Source organism: Acinetobacter sp. MF4642 (genome assembly GCF_002018925.1).
Taxonomy (GTDB): Bacteria; Pseudomonadota; Gammaproteobacteria; order Pseudomonadales; family Moraxellaceae; genus Acinetobacter; species Acinetobacter johnsonii.
Genome location: NZ_MVON01000015.1, coordinates 46,719 through 62,963 on the forward strand (window position 1 = coordinate 46,719; position 16,245 = coordinate 62,963).

A 16,245-nucleotide genomic window follows, 5' to 3' on the forward strand; every position below is an offset into this window, starting at 1 on the left:
TGGCCTAAGCCACAGTAAAATAAAAATAAATCCAAATACAAAGCGCAGCCCATAGCCCTGCAATCAGGTCATCGAGCATAATGCCAAAACCACCCTCGACTTTTTGGTCAATGACACGAATCGGCCACGGTTTCCATACATCAAAAATACGAAATAAAACAAAACCCAGCACTAGCCAGAGCCAATTCATTTGCCCTAAATATAGAACAGGTAAAAGGGTGATGGACTGTCCCGCAAACTCATCCCAGACAATACGCCCATCATCATGTACGCCCATCACTTTGGCAGTATGTCCACAGATATAAATACCCATGAGAGACATAAGGAATATGGCAATAATGGTGTTAGATAAACCAATTGCAAGCCAAATCGGGACAAACAGCAGCGCGAAGGCAGAACCAAAGGTACCCGGTGCTTTAGGTGCTAGCCCTGAGCCAAACCCTACACCGCAAAACACGATGCAACGGTCGTACCAAGACATCTGACGAAAGAGGATAGGGGGCTTATGCAAAGTGTTGATATCCATTAAATTGCAAGGAATGGTCTAAGCCATTTTGTTGAAAACGTAGACCACTTTTGGCATCAATTTTTCCAATGACACTGATGCTACTATGGTTTTGTTGTTGCAAAAGTTTTTCATAATTCTGCGGGCTTATTGTAAAGCATAATTCATAGTCATCGCCACCCGCCAAAGCATATTGCCATTGTTGTTCTCGTGTTACATCTTGTAGAGCGGTATTGATTGGCAACTGATCAAGTTGTAGGGTCGCGCCCACATGGGATGCTTTTAAAATATGACCGAGATCTTGTGCTAAGCCATCCGACACATCAATCATACTATGCGCCAAACCTTTGAGTGCTTGACCCAGTTCACAGCGTGGGGTGGGGTAGTCTAAACGTTGCTGGAGAGGGTGCCCCAAGTGTTGCAAGGCAAAAGCAGCATCGCCGACCGTACCACTGACACAAATCAAATCACCCACTTGCGCGGCAGAACGGGTGACGGCTTGACCGATATCAACCCAGCCCAGTGCAGTCACGGAAATGGTGAGATGTGGGCTTTGGGTGGTGTCTCCACCAATTAAACTCACGCCAAATTGATCACAGCAATCATATAACCCCTGACTAAAGCCTTTGAGCCAGTCATGATCAATTTGGGGTAAGCTCAAGGCTAATAAAATACTCTGAGGTTTCGCGCCCATTGCGGCGATATCAGATAAATTGACCGCGACAGATTTCCAGCCAATCGCATGTGGGCTGGTATCAAGCGGGAAGTGGCGTCCAGCAACCAAGGTATCGGCACAAATGACCAATTGTTGCTGCGGTGGTGGGGTGAGCAAGGCTGAGTCGTCACCGACGCCTAAATCGACAGAATGAGGACTCTTACGATTAAAATAGGTATCAATGATCGAAAACTCAGCCATACAACAAATCTACTACTGTGAGTTCGCTTGTTGCTTTTCTGCTGCACGTAAAGTTGTTGCTAAACGATCTAATACACCATTGATGTATTTATGGCTGTCTGCACCGCCAAAATGTTTAGCAAGCTCGATCGCTTCGTCTAAAACCACGCGATATGGAATTTCAAGATGTTCCTTGAGTTCATATGCGCCTAAACGAAGGGTCGCAAGTTCAACGCCGTCAAGCGCAGAAACTTCGCGATCAAGCACAGGGATTAAGAGCGCATCCAATGCTTCATGATTGGCAACCACTTGGGTTAACAATTCATGATAATAGCTCAGATCCACTTTGTGCATGGCATTTTCCACACGCGTACGTGCTTCAATCTCATGGACTGGATTGTGGCTCATTTGCCATTCGTAAATTCCTTGTACAGCAAAGCGACGTGCTTTACGTTTTGCTGCATAAGTTGCTTGCAATGTTTGCGACATAGCGTTAAATAGCCTTTAACAAGTTAACCATTTCAATTGCAGTAAGAGCAGCTTCGCCGCCTTTATTACCTGCTTTTGTACCCGAGCGTTCAATCGCTTGTTCAATACTATCCGTAGTCAATACACCATTAATCACTGGAAGACCAGATTCTAGGCCAACTACGCCTAAACCTTTGGCACATTCACCTGCAACAAAGTCGAAGTGAGGCGTGCTACCACGAATCACAGCACCCAGTGCAATGATGGCATCGAAGCGTTCAGACGCCACTAATTTTTTAGCCACGACAGGAAGTTCCCACGCGCCTGGTGCATGAACAACAGTGATATTATCCTCTGATACACCATGACGTTTCAATGTATCAATTGCACCTTCTAATAGATGTTCGACAACAAAACTATTAAAACGACCCACTAAAATCGCATAACGGCCTTCGCTAGCGAGATGTAACATACCTTCAATACGGCGAATTGCCATAGCAACCTCGATGATTTTTTAAGTTGTTTGATGTGCGGTGATATATTCCACCACTTCTAAATTGAACCCAGAGAGTGCATTAAAGCGTAAAGGCGAGCTCAAAAGCTTCATCTTTTCTACGCCTAAATCACGTAAAATTTGTGCGCCAACCCCAATGGTTTGGTACTGCTGAGATAAAGCAGCATTGGATTTGGTTGGTTTTGGTGCTGTAAGGCTGTCTAAGGCTGGGCCTAAGTCTTGTAAATGACGCTGACCAATCCAGACTAAAACACCACGATCGCTGCTTGCGATTTCTTGCAGGGCTTTGTCGAGATTCCATGCTGGCTCGCCGTCTTTTTTGTTGAGCTTGAGCAGGTCACGAACAGGGTTGAAACCATGGACACGAACGGTCGTTACCCCTTCTTTCGGTTCACCTTTCACCAAAGCCAAGTGAATATCTGGATTGCCTAATTCGCGGTAACGGTATAAGTCAAACGTCCCATATTCGGTATCAATGCTTTGCTGATCAATCCGTTCAACCGTTTGCTCATTGGTCATACGATAGTGGATCAGATCCGCGATGGTACCAATTTTTAAACCATGCTTTTCAGCAAAAATTTCAAGATCGGCACGACGCGCCATCGTGCCATCTTCATTGATGATTTCACAGATGACCGATGCAGGCTCTAGACCCGCTAGGCGAGATAAATCACAACCTGCTTCGGTATGACCTGCGCGGTGTAGAACGCCGCCAGGCTGCGCCATCAAGGGGAAAATATGCCCAGGTTGAACGATGTCTGATGGTTTGGCATGTGCTGCTACAGCCGTTTGAATGGTATGCGCACGTTCCGCAGGCGAAATCCCTGTAGAAATCCCTTCTGCCGCTTCAATGGAGAGCGTGAAGTTGGTGCCATGTTGTGCGCCATTGGCATCGACCATCAATGGTAGATTCAGTTGTTTACAGCGATCACGGCTGAGCGTTAAGCACACCAAACCACGTGCGTGGGTGATCATAAAGTTGATGTCTTCTGCGCGAACATGGGTCGCTGCGATAACTAAATCACCTTCATTTTCACGATCTTCGTCATCCATCAGGATGACCATTTTACCTGCACGGATATCTGCAACTAGCTCTTCAACGGTATTGAGCGGCATCAACCTTCACCTTCATCGTTGTCGCCATGGACGACATATCATTTGTTTTCATTGGCACATAGTTTAAGCTTTTTTCAGGCTTTTGCCTATGTGCGAATCATTTCCTTGAGTCGTCCATTGTTATACACAGTCAGTCCAAGCTTGAAAAGATGCCTTTATTTTAAAAAGCTGAAATGTGCTTAGTCTTTAAGCGATTGAAAAGCATAAAAAAGAACAATCTTATCGAAAATAAGTCAATCGGCGTAGTAAATAAGAGGTCTAGACAAATGTTGTGCTATGGGCGGCGTGTGGTTGAGCGTTAGAGTACCTTCTTTTTTGAATTTGACCATCAGGTTCAGTTTTAGCAGGGTACTGCAACTAATGAATCAGACCGGGGTGGATATTTGCGTTCACTCATCGGGTGGAGGATGAGTCAAAAAATATTGAATATGCTGTGGTGAATAATCAGACGATTCGTCATCTATTTTTGATTTGTACTATAATTCTTCTTTTTTAATCCTCTGGATTATTTCTCCTGTGATGTCCTTACTTGCTCAATATTTTGCACAGCAACAATTTTGCGTATTGGTTGAATACTTAAGCTCGCACCAAGCCCAGTGGCCTGTGAAAGCTCAATTTGCAGGTTTTCCTGCGGCTATGACTCTGGCTGATCGGGTGCATGCGGATGATGATGAAGCGCCTTTGCAAGTCGCCAAACAGTATCCACAAGAGATTGAAAAAGTCATTCACTTTTCGGGGAAGGCACGGGATATACAAGACTTTGAGCAGTTTTTACAAGATGCAAAAACACAGGGTCAAAAGAACTTGTTGCTCTTAACGGGTGATAAATTAAAACAGCACCACTATAGCCATGATCTAGAACCCCGAACACGTTATTTGGAGTCCGTGAATGCTGTCATGGAAGCTAAACGCCAAGGCGGTTTTCATATCGGTGTAGCGTTTAATCCGTTTAAATATGCTGAAGCGGAAAAAGAGGCGCAATATCTGAAACTGCATAAAAAGATGAAAGCAGGGGCTGATTATGTGATTACCCAATTGGGCTATGACATGGCTGCTTTACAGGATGCGCATGCATTTTTAGTGCAGCATCAGTATGCTCAAAAAATGTTAGCCTGTGTCATGCCACTGACCTTGGCACGGGCTAAGTTTATGCTGAAACATAAAGTAGCCGGCATTGTGATCACCCCGCATATGTTGCAGGTGTTGCAACAGGAAAAAGAACAGGGTTTAAGTGATCGCGTTTATGTGCGCTGCGCATTACAGATTCTAATGTGTCGACATTTGGGTTTTGCGGGGGTGCATTTATCGGCTTGCCATCAGCCTGAAGAACAAAGCTTCCTGGAGCGTTATATTGAAGAATATCGGCACTTGAGTTTTGCTGAGTGTGAACAACTTTGGAATACGCTTTGGCAGGTGCAAACCGGTACAGAGTTTCATCCGAAGCTGGCTTATTATTCACGGCCTGCGACCTCAAGTCAGATCATTAAATACCAACATCTGCATCTGATGCACGATGCTTTATTTGAATCTAAACTGGCCAAAGGCATGGGGCGGTTTATTTTCAATTTCAATGTTTGGGATCGATCGCGTGCCAAACAAGCATTACTGAAAACAGAACATTTGAGTAAGCATGCAGTGGTGGGCTGTGAGAGTTGTGGTCAATGCCGTTTAGGCGAGACCCTGTATATTTGCCCTGAAACTTGTCCTAAAGGCTTGGCCAATGGGCCCTGTGGTGGAACCAGCTTAGACCGCTGTGAATTTGGTGACCGTGAATGCATTCATTCAGTCAAAGCACGCTTAGCCAAAGCCGTTGGACAAACCAAGATCTTAAAAGAAAAGCTGATTCCGACCGTGTCGATTGCGGTGCGAGGAACCAGCTCTTGGAAAAATTGGTATGTGGAGGCTGCTAGCTGAAATCAGCTGTCCTGATCCATGGCATTGGAATAGAACTTTTGTCCGAGTTTGATGCGTTCACGGCCTTGGCTCATACGCCAGCGGTTACTATCCCGCAGTGAATATACGCAGCCACAGTACTCTTGTTGATAAAATTCTTCACGTTTGCTGATGTCTAGCATGCGTACAGCACCGCCATGTTTGCGCCAGTTGTAGTCCCAGTAGTGAATGCCTGCATAATGTGAAGCAGAACGGTGCCCGCACTCATTGATCTGTTGCATGTTCTTCCAACGGGAAATACCGAGAGAACTGCTGATTAGACTAAAGCCATGTTCTGCTGCATAAAGTGCCGTACGTTCAAACCGCATATCAAAACACATGGTACAACGGATGCCTTTCTCTGGTTCATTTTCCATACCTTTGGCACGTGCAAACCAGTTATCTGTGTCGTAATCACAGTCAATAAATGGAATATGATGTTTTTCTGCAAAGCGAATATTTTCTTCTTTGCGAATCAGATATTCCTTTACAGGATGAATATTGGGGTTATAGAAAAAGATAGAAAAATCGATACCCGATTCAATCAGGGTTTCCATGACTTCACCTGAGCAAGGCGCACAGCAGGAATGCAAGAGCAGTTTGTCATGACCTGTGGGGAGGCTAAGTTTCTGACGTTCGAGCTTCGACATATTGAATGATTTTTATCTATTTAAACCAGACAGTTTAAAACGTCTAACGAGCGGATCAACGGCGATTGGATGAAGAATTCTCAGGATGAGCTGATGAATTTTCATGATTAAAATCGACTTTGGTAGATGATGAAGGTCTGCTTTGAGCGCTGTAGATGAGTAGAGAGAGAACATTTGAGAGGCCCAAACTTGCATAATGGAGCGAGATTCGTCATCATTTACCCAAAGGGTGTTTAACAGTTGTGTTAGATAGGTATTCGTTGAAGGCGGGCCACTTCAACAGCATGAAAGAGAGTATCTAGCTGTGCTTCATTTTTTTACTACGCCTTCCAATAAGGAATTGGAGTGTCGTCATAACTTTCAGTATGAGACAGATATGCGTTTGATCCAACGCTGTAAATTCCTTGAAGATCAAGATGAGAAAAAAGCCATTCAACATCTTTTAAAAGAACGTGGTTATACCAAAGCTGAGATTTTAAAGCTCACCATTGATGGTTAAATCTAAGATTTAAAAAAAGCTTCCTATTTTGGAAGCTTTTTTGTTTTTACATGTTCTGTTTGGCTTCTCACCAGTTTGAGAGACAAGTGACTTTGATTCGATATTTACATAATGCTTCACGTGGAACATAAAAAAGCCCGAAGACTAGGGCTATACGAAGTTTTACTCGCCAGTGCTTTATGTTTTTTCAGCGCTTTAGCTTGCTCAATTTGGATAGAAGATCAGAATCATCAGTTCTCAATATTTGAGCTGAATTTAACTCAGGTACAAGAGCATGCTGCTTGCTGTCAAATGATTTCGCTATATCAAAGTAGAGATATCACAAGAGTTCGATGCATAGCCACGAGTTAAATAGGACAGTTGGTGGGCTGGATTCGGTCGTTGTACCTCTCAAAAACTGAAGGAATTATGCTTCAATCTACGCATGACCAAGAGATAGCTTTGAAGGCACCTATAGTTATAAAACAAAGCCTTACTTCGATTAGCGTTCATGCATGGATCATGAAGATTATGAATTTGAATGCTTAAATTTTTTCATTCTCTGTAAATGGGGCGAATATTTTCGTTGTAGATCATAAATATTAAAGTGAAATAAACTAATTAAGTATAAAATAAGGTGAGAAAAAATAATCAAATGTCACTTTTATAGGTTAAGCTATACCGTATTCATCAAGATTAAAAAATTGGGCCGCGCCAGATGTTAGAACTCCGCCATTTAAAAACCTTAACCGCTTTAAGAGAGCATGGCTCATTGGTGGCTGCTGCGGGAGACCTATGCTTAACGCCTTCAGCTTTGTCGCACCAGTTGCGTGAGTTAGACCAGTGGTTTGGGGTGGAGGTGGTGAACCGTCGTAGCCGTCCCGTTAGCTTTTCTAATGTGGGACAGCGTTTGTTAAAACTGGCTGATGAAGTATTGCCGCAGGTACAAATTGCACAAAGCGACATCACCCGTATTGTGCATGGTCAAACTGGACGTATTACTTTTTCCTCAGAGTGTCATAGCTGTTTCGATTGGTTAATGCCGTTGTTAAATCAATATCGCCAACAGTATCCCGATGTTGATCTGGACTTCGCTTCAGGTTTTGAGGCCAATCCGCATGAGTTATTGCAGACGGGTGAATTTGATTTATTGATTACGGCCGACCCGATTGCGTTAAAAGGGGTGGAGTATTTCCCGATTTTTGAGTATGAATCGCGTTTGGTTCTATCCAATACCCACCCTTTGGTTCGTGCCAAAGACATTACCGTGCAAGAACTTGCAGAAGAAACCTTGGTGACCTATCCAGTGGATAAGCACCGTTTAGACATTATGTCGCGTCTGTTTATTCCAGCCAATATTCTGCCGAAACAGATCCGTACCACCGACCTCACTCAAATGCTGATTCAACTGGTGGCAAGTGGGCGTGGTATTGGGGCATTACCCGATTGGGTGGTGAACGAATATGAACAGAAGGGTTGGGTGACTTCGCGGCGTTTGGACTGCGTAGCACCTGAAGGTTTGCGTCGTACTCTTTATGCAGGCTATCGTACTGAGGAAAAAGAGAAGGATTATTTCGAAGGCTTTTTAAAACAACTGGATAAATTTGCCAAGAAAAGAACGCAATATTATATCTAGTTGCTCTTGTTTTAAGGAGGAGGATCAGTGTTGCTGCATCCTCCTTTTTTGAACCTATCAGCGCTTGTTATTTTTTGTGAAAAATGTGGCTCAGTGCTATAATTGCGCGCCTGATAATTTATCAACTTTTAAACACTGATCATGATGATGCAACTCCACGTATCCCGCTTGAATATGAGCTTGGTTGATCAAGAATTATCAGCTATAGAGCGCATTCCTGCGATGCAACGCCGACGCTTATCGCGTTTGGCAAAGCTGGCTTTGAATAGCGCAATGCAGACTTTAGCCACCCAGCATGCCGATTATATTGTTTGGGTGTCGCAATATGGCGATGAAGCAAAAACACTGAATATTTTAGAAGATGTATTAAGCGAGCAAACGCCTTCACCGACGCAGTTTTCAACCTCGGTGCATAATGCAATTTCCGGACTTTATTCCATTTTATGTCAGGATGCGACCCCTGCGACCAGTTTGGCGGGTTCGTGGAATGATGGACTGATTGAAGCCTATGCGTGGTTAAAAACAAGGCCAGAAGCTCGTCAGGTTTTGCTGGTGTATTATGATGAAGCCTTGCCAGACATTTATATCGAGCATCAACCATTTGCTGCTTTTGCGATGGCCACGATGATTTCATTAGCGCCTGCCAATTTGATGTTGAAGCCAAAGCATACGGATGCAACGCCAGCGTATCAGCAGGCTTTAGCATTTAATACGTTTTGGAATAATCCTGATCAAACTGAATCTGAAGCGTGGACGAAATGCTGAACTTAAACCGAATCAAGCAAAAAGCCAACTATGTATGGCGGGTAGGGGCTACTGGGTTTAGCTTTGCCAGCTTTGGCTTGGGCGGTGTGGCGATTGGTGGTTTGGTTGCGCCGCTGGTCAAGCTGAGCTCAGCAGACCTTGAGCTTCGCAAGCAGCGCACTCAAAAGGTGATTAAGCACAGTTTTAAAGGTTTCACCGAAATGATGGTGAAACTGGGCATTATGACCTATACGGTTGAAGGTTTAGAGAAATTACAAAACAGTCAACAAGAGTTGGTCATTGCCAATCATCCGACACTGATTGACGTGGTGGTTTTAATTGGTTTAATGGAACAAGCAAACTGCGTGGTCAAGCAGGCGCTGTGGTCAAATCCATTTACCAAAGGCCCTGTACAAAGCGCAGGCTATATTTTAAATGCAGGTTCCGAACAATTTATTCAGGACTGCGTACACAAATTACAGCAGGATCATGCGGCGTCCTTGTTGATCTTTCCTGAAGGGACACGGACAGCAAAAGGCGAGCAATTGAATGACTTTCAGCGTGGTGCGGCGAATATTGCTTTGCGTGCAGGGGTACCGATTCGTCCTGTACTGATTAGCTGCACGCCATCGACCCTGACTAAAAATGAAAAGTGGTATCACATTCCAGAACAGCCTTTTCATATCCATGTGAAAGTGTTGGATGCGATCCGAGTGGAAGACGTATTGGATGATGTAACGGTCAATCCCAAAAATGTGCGTCAGTTAAATCAACAATTACAATGGTTTTTTAACCAAGAGTTATCCCTAAATGAGCAATCTTGCTGATGAGTTAAAGCAAATGATTATTGATGTCCTCGCCCTTGAAGACATCCGTATTGAAGACATTGATACAGACGCACCTTTGTTTGGTGATGGTCTGGGTTTGGACTCGATTGATGCTTTAGAACTGGGTTTGGCATTGAAAAAGCGCTATGGCATTCATCTAAATGCAGAGTCCGCAGAAACCAAAGAACATTTTAAATCAATTCAAAGCTTAGAGGCTTTGGTTGAAGCACAGAAAACAGCATAAGAGGTTGCTATGCTTGCACAAGAAACCGTGTTAGAAAAATTACGTGAGTGGATGGAAGAGCTATTTGAAATTGCACCTGAAGATGTGCAGTTAGAATCAAACTTAGCTTCAGACCTCGATGTTGACAGTATTGATGCCATTGATTTGGTCGTAAAAATTAAAGAGCTGACAGGTAAACAAGTTAATCCTGAAGACTTTAAAAATGTGCGTACCGTTCAAGATGTGGTGGTCGTGATTCAGAATATGTCGGCTGCATGAACAACATTTTAAAAGGGATAGCAGGGGTCGGATTGATCCTCTATCCTTTTTTTGTAGCTTATGCTTTGGCACATGGACAGTATGTCTGGGTCAGTGCGGTATTGATTGCGCTGGGCATCTTGCGCTTATTGAGTAAGGGCAATGCCTTGCTGTGGCCATTGACGGGTTTTGCCATTTTATGCGGCGGGCTGAGTTTGATTTTAAAAGATCATGCGTGGCTTAAACTCTATCCTGTCTTTATGAGTCTCGGGGCGCTATTTATTTTTGCCAGCACCTTGATTCGACCGCCTTCGATGATTGAACGTTTTGCACGTTTGGCAGAGCCTAATTTGCCCGAAGAAGGGGTAGAATGGACCCGTCAAGTGACCAAAGTTTGGTGTGGGTTTTTCTGCATCAATGCGGTCCTTGCCCTGATCACTGTTTTCTTTGCACCAATGAAGATTTGGGTGCTGTATAACGGTTTGATCTCTTATGTCTTGATGGGTGGACTGTTGCTGGGTGAGTTTGTGTTGCGCAAATGCCAGCAGCGGCTGCATCAGGCACAGAAATAACAGCGTTTCCGTCAGAGCAGCTGAAACAGCGGCCTCGAACTATAGCGATTAGAAATACGGTTTTAAAAACAAATTTTATGTCTTGTCATTTTCAGCAGTATCTCCATTCATTGCGTCCCCTGTGTATTCAGGCGGACTCAAGTTTCGTTTCCTTTCACACTTTTTGGTTGGATGTGGCTGAACAGGCTGCGCAAATTCAGCCGTTGGAACAGCCTGTATGGGCGCTTTGGCAAGAAGACAGTTACGAGTTTTTAGTGTTGTTGTTTGCGGCATTGCAAGCAGGCAAGCAAGTGCTATTGCCGCCGCATCGGGTCAGCGACTTAGAAAAAGAATTGGCTGAACAGCAGATTTACTTTTTAAAACGTTTGCCGTCAACAGTAACGACAACCTTCGAGCTTCAATTTGATGCGGCCTTTTTCAATCAGGCGCAGTTGTATTTTTATACTTCGGGCTCAACTGGGCAGCCGAAAAAGATTCCGCGCACTTTGCAACAACTGTTCAATGAAGTCTGTGGTTTAGAAGCCAGTTTTGATTTGCCTGAGCAAGCGGTTGCGATTGCCACGGTGAGCCATCAACATATTTATGGTTTGTTGTTTAAGTTGTTGTGGCCCTTAGCCAGTGGACGCAGTTTCTATCAAAAACAACTGGCTTTCCCTGAAGATGTGGTCGATCTTCAAAAGAAAATTGCCCATGTGCAGCTGCCCAATTATGTAATTTCTACTCCTGCTTTATTAAAGCGTTGGACCCCAGATGTGGTATTGCAAGACTGTCATCAGGTCTATTCCTCTGGTGGAAAGTTGGATGTAGGCGTGCGACCTTTGCTGAACCGTCCGATTACTGAAGTGTTTGGCAGTTCTGAAACAGGTGGGATCGCTCACCGTCAGGCAGATGATGCGCTATGGACACCTTTTACCAATGTCGAGATTCAGTGCGCCGAGCAGCAAGAGTTAGCCGTTAAAACCAACCATGCCTTTAGCGCGGATTGGATTTTGACTGGAGATAAAGTGCAGGTTATAGACGTAGATGATCCGAAAAGTCCGTTTCAGTTATTGGGACGTTTGGACCGCATTGTTAAACTTGAAGAAAAGCGTTTAAGTCTCGATGCGATTGAAGCGAAAATCGCTGAGTTGGTCGAAATACAACACTGCCATGTTTTAATTCATGAAAAAGAACAACGTCAAATTTTGGCTGTGGTGGCTGTGCTGACAGAGGATGCTAGGGCGCTACTCATTGAAAAGGGCAAAGCTTCCTTTACCGCAGAGCTGAAAAAACAATTACAACAAAAACTGGAAAGTATTGCGATTCCGCGACAGTGGCGGTTCTTAACGCAAATGCCACAAAATGCACAATCTAAGCTGAATCAACAGTATTTAAAATCGCTGTTTCAGTCGATGACCTTGCCTGTGGTATTGACGCAGCAGTGTCATGATATGCAGATCAGTTATGCTTTGGAATTTATTCCAGAGCTAGAGTGCTTTAAAGGACATTTCCCGAACTTCCCGATTTATCCGGGCGTAGGGCAAATTGGATTTATTCAACATTTTGCCAAACTAAACTGGGCGGATTTACTGTGGTGCAATGGTTTTGAGCAGTTAAAATTTCAAGGACTGATTCAACCCTATCAAACGGTGGAACTGGTGCTTAGCCGTAAAGCGCATAAGGTCAGTTTTGAGCTGAAAAATCATGACAAAATATTGGCATCAGGACGTTTGCTGTTTGCTGTCCCTTCAGACGTTTAAGCCGAGAGAGAAAAATGAAACACTGCTTTGTGATTCCTGTGTATAACCATCCGCATTATTTGGCTGCGTTACTGTCACATTTAAGCGCTTTCGAGTTACCGATCATTATGGTGAACGATGGCAGTGATGCTACTTGTACGGCGGTGTTACATCAGCTCGCGCATGATTACCCAAGGGTCGATTTGGTTGAACATACCCATAATCAGGGTAAGGGACAAGCAGTGATCACAGGTCTTAAACATGCCTTTGAATGTGGTTATAGCCATGCTTTGCAACTGGATGCCGATGGACAACATGACTGGCCGGATGTGCAACGCTTTTTAGACACCTCTATCCAGCACCCCGAAGCCATGATTATTGGTCAGCCGATCTTTGATGCGACTGTTCCGAAAAAACGTCTCTATGGCCGTTATGCAACACATATTTGGGTGTGGATTAACAGTCTGTCTTTTGATATTAAAGACAGCATGTGTGGCTTTCGGGTTTATCCTTTGGCGCAGACGGTGAACATTCTAAACACAGCTAAGTTTCAACCGCGGATGGGCTTTGACTCGGAAATTTTGGTGCGTTTGAAATGGGAAAATGTACCGTTTATCAATCTGCCTACGCATGTGATTTACCCTGAAGGCGGCATTTCACATTTTGATGTTTGGCGTGACAATTTGGGCATGGCACGCGCGCATAGTCGCTTATTGGGTGGCATGCTGCTGCGGTTCCCCAAGCTGATTTATCAGAAAGTCAAAGGCTAAGGCGGTCAGAGAAGTATATGCAGAAATGGAGCGCCGTGAAAGAGCGGGGTGGGATGTTACCGCTGATGCTGATGCTGGGTTTCTACCGTTTAGGTGGGCGCTGGCTGTGCCGAGTCATCTTATACTTTGTGATTTTATGGTATTGGCTTTTTTCCAATACTGCGCGTCAGGCTTCCCTGTTGTACTTAAAAAAACTGCATCATTTTGCAGGTGCACAGTCGCCATTTCAGACTGAGCCACAGCTGTGGTACAGCTATACGCATTTGATGCAATTTGGCGAATGTATTTTAGATAAAATTGAGGGCTGGCTCGGGCATATTCCTGAGCAGAACTTAAAGCTACATGGTCATGCGCACTTTCGTTCGCACTATCAAAAAGGTGCGGTGATTGTGGTGTCACACTTTGGCAATATTGAATTGTTACGTGCCATCAAAGCAGAGCATCCGCAGAAAATTAATGTGTTGGTCTATCAAAAGCATGCCACCAAGTTCAATGCATTTTTGAAAAAACTGAATGAACATGCCGATGTCAATTTGGTTTCGGTGGACGAGTTAGGAATCGAAACAGCACTGATTTTGCAGGATAAATTGGATCAAGGTGAATGGGTGATTGTGGCAGCAGACCGCGTACCCGTGCAGTCAGATCGGGTACAATCGGTTGCTTTTTTAGGAGAGCAAGCGCTGTGGCCGCAAGGCGCTTGGATCTTGGCCAGCTTATTGAAAGCTCCTGTGTTGGCAGTGTTTTGCTATCGAGTTGATACACATTTTGAAGTGCATATTCATCAAGTGGCGGAGCAGTTGAACTGGCCGCGTAAAGAGCGTTTACAGGCCATGCAACAGACCACAAGACAGTATGTGCAACTGTTGGAACAGCATTGCATACGAGCGCCCTATCAATGGTTTAATTTTTACAATTTTTGGAATAAAGGATAAGTCTTGTGTTAATTGTTGGGGAAAGTCCGCTCAGTATTGAAGATGTTGTGGCTGTAGCGCGTAAAGAAAAACAGGTGGCATTGCCTGCATCTGCTGAATGGACAGCATTGATTCAACGCGGCGCAGATTTCCTCGATCAGCTGTTGCAAGACGAAGGCGTCATTTATGGGGTGACCACGGGTTATGGCGACTCGTGCTTAGTCGGAATTCCAGCCCACCAAGTGCATGAGCTGCCGCTGCATTTGTCGCGTTTTCATGGTTGTGGCATGGGGCAAAACTTAGACCTGATTACGGCGCGTGCTGTCGTGGTGGTGCGTTTATGTTCTTTGGCACGTGGCTATTCGGGTGTCTCTCATGCCTTATTGCAGCGTTTGGTCTGGATGCTGAATGAAGATGTGACGCCTGTGATTCCCTCGGAAGGTTCGGTTGGTGCCAGTGGGGATCTGACGCCTTTGTCTTATATCGCTGGGGCCTTGGTTGGTGAGCGCGATGTGTACTATCAAGGTCAGATCGTGCCGATTGCGCAAGTGTATGCCGAAAAAGGTGTGCAGCCTTTGGTGATGCGTCCTAAAGAAGGCTTAGCCCTGATGAATGGTACAGCGGTCATGACCGCGATTGCCTGCCTGAATTATAAAAAAGCCGAACAGATTTCTTTTGTCAGTACTTTGATTACTGCACTGAATGTTTTGGCTTTAGAAGGGAATCCAAGCCATTTTGATGAAGTGCTGTTTGCGCAAAAACCACATCGGGGACAGCAACATATTGCAGCGCAGTTACGCGACTGGTTAAACAGTGAAGTACAAACCGAACACCAAAGTTCACGCTTGCAAGACCGTTATTCATTGCGCTGTGCACCGCATGTGATCGGGGTGTTTGAAGACTCTAAACTGTGGCTGCGTCAGTTTATTGAAAATGAGCTGAACTCAAGTAATGACAATCCATTGATTGACCCAGTGAACCTACGGGTACTGCATGGTGGGCATTTCTATGGCGGACATATTGCCCAAGCCATGGACAGCCTGAAAATTATGATCGCCAATATTGCTGACTTGATGGATCGTCAGTTGGCACAGTTGGTGGACTATAAAATGAACAATGGTTTACCACGCAATTTAACGGGTTCTAGTCCTGAGCGCTTGCCACTGAATCATGGCTTTAAAGCCGTACAAATCGCGGTTTCAGCGTGGACGGCAGAAGCCTTAAAACAGACACTTGCTGCATCGATTTTCTCACGCTCAACCGAATGTCATAATCAAGATAAAGTCAGTATGGGCACTATTGCCGCGCGTGATGCTAGCCGTATCATTACCTTAACCGAACAAGTGATTGCAGCACTCAGTTGTGCAGCGGTTCAGGCGGTTAAACTCAAAGGTGTAGATACAGAACTCAGCCCTGTTTTAACAGCATTTCAACATTGGGTGCTTCAGAGTTTCACATATGTAGAGGAAGATCGTCCTTTGCAACATGAGCTTCAGGCGCTGGTTAATCGCTTTGAACATTTAGAACTGTTAAACAGCATTGCTGTTCAATATTCATAGGAAATGAGCATGCATGCTGATGTAATGATTGAAGTGCCTTTCCATGATGTCGATACCATGAATGTGGTGTGGCACGGCCATTATTTAAAATATTTTGAAATTGCGCGCTGCAAACTGCTGGATCAATTTCATTACAACTATAATCAAATGCGCGACTCGGGCTACGCATGGCCTGTGATTGAAAGTCATGTCCGTTATGTACAAGGTATCGAGTTTGAACAAAAAATTCGCGTGCGTGCCATTTTAAAAGAATGGGAAAACCGTTTGAAAATTGAATATCTGATTTTCGATGCGGTTTCGGACAGAAAGTTGACCAAGGGTTATACCTCACAAGTGGCGGTACACATTGAAAAACGTGAAATGTGCTTCCAGTCGCCACAGGTGTTGCTGGACTGTTTAAATGCATGGCCTGAATTTAAAGCGGAGTAATGCAAGCATGATTCGATACAAATTTTTTAAGCCGATTGTC

General features: G+C 44.5%; 19 protein-coding genes. 13 read left to right on the forward strand and 6 right to left on the reverse strand.

The annotated features are described in order from the left end of the window. Positions 1-4: 4 nt before the first annotated feature. Genes MF4642_RS09760 through ribBA form a run of 5 tightly spaced genes read right to left on the reverse strand, consistent with a single transcriptional unit; the run spans position 5 to position 3,498 of the window. Positions 5-526, reverse strand: a complete 522-nt coding sequence (locus MF4642_RS09760) for a phosphatidylglycerophosphatase A (RefSeq protein WP_078426089.1) — start codon at positions 524-526, stop codon at positions 5-7. Beyond that, on the reverse strand, positions 504-1,421 hold the full coding sequence (thiL, locus tag MF4642_RS09765; protein WP_078426090.1) for a thiamine-phosphate kinase: 918 nt from the start codon (positions 1,419-1,421) through the stop codon (positions 504-506). Before thiL ends, MF4642_RS09760 begins: the two co-directional genes overlap by 23 nt. 12 nt (positions 1,422-1,433) lie before the next feature. Then, on the reverse strand, positions 1,434-1,889 hold the full coding sequence (gene nusB, locus MF4642_RS09770) for a transcription antitermination factor NusB (protein WP_004983920.1): 456 nt from the start codon (positions 1,887-1,889) through the stop codon (positions 1,434-1,436). A 4-nt stretch (positions 1,890-1,893) separates the two neighbouring features. Continuing rightward, positions 1,894-2,364: a 6,7-dimethyl-8-ribityllumazine synthase gene (gene ribE / locus MF4642_RS09775; RefSeq protein ID WP_004684294.1), complete on the reverse strand. Its 471-nt coding sequence runs from the start codon at positions 2,362-2,364 to the stop codon at positions 1,894-1,896. A gap of 18 nt (positions 2,365-2,382) precedes the next feature. Beyond that, positions 2,383-3,498 carry a bifunctional 3,4-dihydroxy-2-butanone-4-phosphate synthase/GTP cyclohydrolase II gene (ribBA, locus tag MF4642_RS09780; protein WP_004983924.1) on the reverse strand — a complete coding sequence of 372 codons (1,116 nt, stop codon included), beginning with the start codon at positions 3,496-3,498 and terminating at the stop codon, positions 2,383-2,385. Between the two features lie 519 nt (positions 3,499-4,017). Here ribBA and MF4642_RS09785 point away from each other — a divergent pair. Further along, on the forward strand, positions 4,018-5,412 hold the full coding sequence (locus MF4642_RS09785) for a methylenetetrahydrofolate reductase C-terminal domain-containing protein (protein ID WP_078426091.1): 1,395 nt from the start codon (positions 4,018-4,020) through the stop codon (positions 5,410-5,412). A 2-nt stretch (positions 5,413-5,414) separates the two neighbouring features. Here the strand turns inward: MF4642_RS09785 and MF4642_RS09790 are convergent, their stop codons facing one another. Next, positions 5,415-6,080, reverse strand: a complete 666-nt coding sequence (locus MF4642_RS09790) for an epoxyqueuosine reductase QueH (RefSeq protein WP_010325597.1) — start codon at positions 6,078-6,080, stop codon at positions 5,415-5,417. Between the two features lie 376 nt (positions 6,081-6,456). Here MF4642_RS09790 and MF4642_RS17255 point away from each other — a divergent pair, with 376 nt between their 5' ends. From MF4642_RS17255 to MF4642_RS09845, 12 genes are all read left to right on the forward strand, one after another. Beyond that, positions 6,457-6,579: a hypothetical protein gene (locus MF4642_RS17255; RefSeq protein ID WP_004684300.1), complete on the forward strand. Its 123-nt coding sequence runs from the start codon at positions 6,457-6,459 to the stop codon at positions 6,577-6,579. Positions 6,580-7,276: 697 nt separating this feature from the next. Further along, positions 7,277-8,194, forward strand: a complete 918-nt coding sequence (locus MF4642_RS09795; protein ID WP_004684302.1) for a LysR family transcriptional regulator — start codon at positions 7,277-7,279, stop codon at positions 8,192-8,194. A gap of 144 nt (positions 8,195-8,338) precedes the next feature. Next, positions 8,339-8,959 carry a beta-ketoacyl synthase chain length factor gene (locus tag MF4642_RS09800; protein WP_078426110.1) on the forward strand — a complete coding sequence of 207 codons (621 nt, stop codon included), beginning with the start codon at positions 8,339-8,341 and terminating at the stop codon, positions 8,957-8,959. Then, on the forward strand, positions 8,953-9,765 hold the full coding sequence (locus tag MF4642_RS09805) for a lysophospholipid acyltransferase family protein (RefSeq protein ID WP_078426092.1): 813 nt from the start codon (positions 8,953-8,955) through the stop codon (positions 9,763-9,765). The genes MF4642_RS09800 and MF4642_RS09805 overlap by 7 nt, the downstream gene beginning before the upstream one ends. Further along, positions 9,749-10,009, forward strand: coding sequence for a phosphopantetheine-binding protein (locus MF4642_RS09810; RefSeq protein WP_078389417.1), 261 nt, complete (start codon positions 9,749-9,751; stop codon positions 10,007-10,009). Before MF4642_RS09805 ends, MF4642_RS09810 begins: the two co-directional genes overlap by 17 nt. A 9-nt stretch (positions 10,010-10,018) precedes the next feature. After that, positions 10,019-10,267, forward strand: a complete 249-nt coding sequence (locus MF4642_RS09815; protein WP_005012586.1) for an acyl carrier protein — start codon at positions 10,019-10,021, stop codon at positions 10,265-10,267. Beyond that, entirely contained in the window at positions 10,264-10,818 is a 555-nt protein-coding gene (locus tag MF4642_RS09820) for a septation protein IspZ (RefSeq protein WP_078426093.1), read from the forward strand. The genes MF4642_RS09815 and MF4642_RS09820 overlap by 4 nt, the downstream gene beginning before the upstream one ends. Positions 10,819-10,895: 77 nt before the next feature. Next, positions 10,896-12,557, forward strand: a complete 1,662-nt coding sequence (locus MF4642_RS09825) for an AMP-binding protein (protein WP_078426094.1) — start codon at positions 10,896-10,898, stop codon at positions 12,555-12,557. 14 nt (positions 12,558-12,571) lie between these two features. Next, entirely contained in the window at positions 12,572-13,306 is a 735-nt protein-coding gene (locus tag MF4642_RS09830) for a glycosyltransferase family 2 protein (RefSeq protein ID WP_078426095.1), read from the forward strand. Positions 13,307-13,323: 17 nt separating this feature from the next. Further along, complete coding sequence (locus MF4642_RS09835; RefSeq protein WP_078426096.1) at positions 13,324-14,238, forward strand: acyltransferase; 915 nt, start codon at positions 13,324-13,326, stop codon at positions 14,236-14,238. 5 nt (positions 14,239-14,243) lie between these two features. Then, positions 14,244-15,776, forward strand: a complete 1,533-nt coding sequence (locus MF4642_RS09840) for an HAL/PAL/TAL family ammonia-lyase (protein ID WP_078426097.1) — start codon at positions 14,244-14,246, stop codon at positions 15,774-15,776. A 9-nt stretch (positions 15,777-15,785) separates the two neighbouring features. Further along, positions 15,786-16,205, forward strand: coding sequence for an acyl-CoA thioesterase (locus tag MF4642_RS09845; RefSeq protein WP_078426098.1), 420 nt, complete (start codon positions 15,786-15,788; stop codon positions 16,203-16,205). The last annotated feature ends 40 nt before the right edge of the window (positions 16,206-16,245 follow it).

Bases quoted from the DNA above. Each gene is read 5' to 3' on its own strand.
- MF4642_RS09830 (WP_078426095.1), top strand. From the start codon at position 12,572: ATGAAACACTGCTTTGTGATTCCTGTGTATAACCATCCGCATTATTTG.
- MF4642_RS09785 (WP_078426091.1), top strand. From the start codon at position 4,018: ATGTCCTTACTTGCTCAATATTTTGCACAGCAACAATTTTGCGTATTG.
- MF4642_RS09795 (WP_004684302.1), top strand. From the start codon at position 7,277: ATGTTAGAACTCCGCCATTTAAAAACCTTAACCGCTTTAAGAGAGCAT.
- ribE (WP_004684294.1), bottom strand. From the start codon at position 2,364: ATGGCAATTCGCCGTATTGAAGGTATGTTACATCTCGCTAGCGAAGGC.
- MF4642_RS09825 (WP_078426094.1), top strand. From the start codon at position 10,896: ATGTCTTGTCATTTTCAGCAGTATCTCCATTCATTGCGTCCCCTGTGT.
- MF4642_RS17255 (WP_004684300.1), top strand. From the start codon at position 6,457: ATGCGTTTGATCCAACGCTGTAAATTCCTTGAAGATCAAGATGAGAAA.
- nusB (WP_004983920.1), bottom strand. From the start codon at position 1,889: ATGTCGCAAACATTGCAAGCAACTTATGCAGCAAAACGTAAAGCACGT.
- MF4642_RS09845 (WP_078426098.1), top strand. From the start codon at position 15,786: ATGCATGCTGATGTAATGATTGAAGTGCCTTTCCATGATGTCGATACC.
- MF4642_RS09800 (WP_078426110.1), top strand. From the start codon at position 8,339: ATGATGCAACTCCACGTATCCCGCTTGAATATGAGCTTGGTTGATCAA.
- ribBA (WP_004983924.1), bottom strand. From the start codon at position 3,498: ATGCCGCTCAATACCGTTGAAGAGCTAGTTGCAGATATCCGTGCAGGT.
- MF4642_RS09835 (WP_078426096.1), top strand. From the start codon at position 13,324: ATGCAGAAATGGAGCGCCGTGAAAGAGCGGGGTGGGATGTTACCGCTG.
- MF4642_RS09810 (WP_078389417.1), top strand. From the start codon at position 9,749: ATGAGCAATCTTGCTGATGAGTTAAAGCAAATGATTATTGATGTCCTC.
- MF4642_RS09760 (WP_078426089.1), bottom strand. From the start codon at position 526: ATGGATATCAACACTTTGCATAAGCCCCCTATCCTCTTTCGTCAGATG.
- MF4642_RS09820 (WP_078426093.1), top strand. From the start codon at position 10,264: ATGAACAACATTTTAAAAGGGATAGCAGGGGTCGGATTGATCCTCTAT.
- thiL (WP_078426090.1), bottom strand. From the start codon at position 1,421: ATGGCTGAGTTTTCGATCATTGATACCTATTTTAATCGTAAGAGTCCT.
- MF4642_RS09815 (WP_005012586.1), top strand. From the start codon at position 10,019: ATGCTTGCACAAGAAACCGTGTTAGAAAAATTACGTGAGTGGATGGAA.
- MF4642_RS09790 (WP_010325597.1), bottom strand. From the start codon at position 6,080: ATGTCGAAGCTCGAACGTCAGAAACTTAGCCTCCCCACAGGTCATGAC.
- MF4642_RS09805 (WP_078426092.1), top strand. From the start codon at position 8,953: ATGCTGAACTTAAACCGAATCAAGCAAAAAGCCAACTATGTATGGCGG.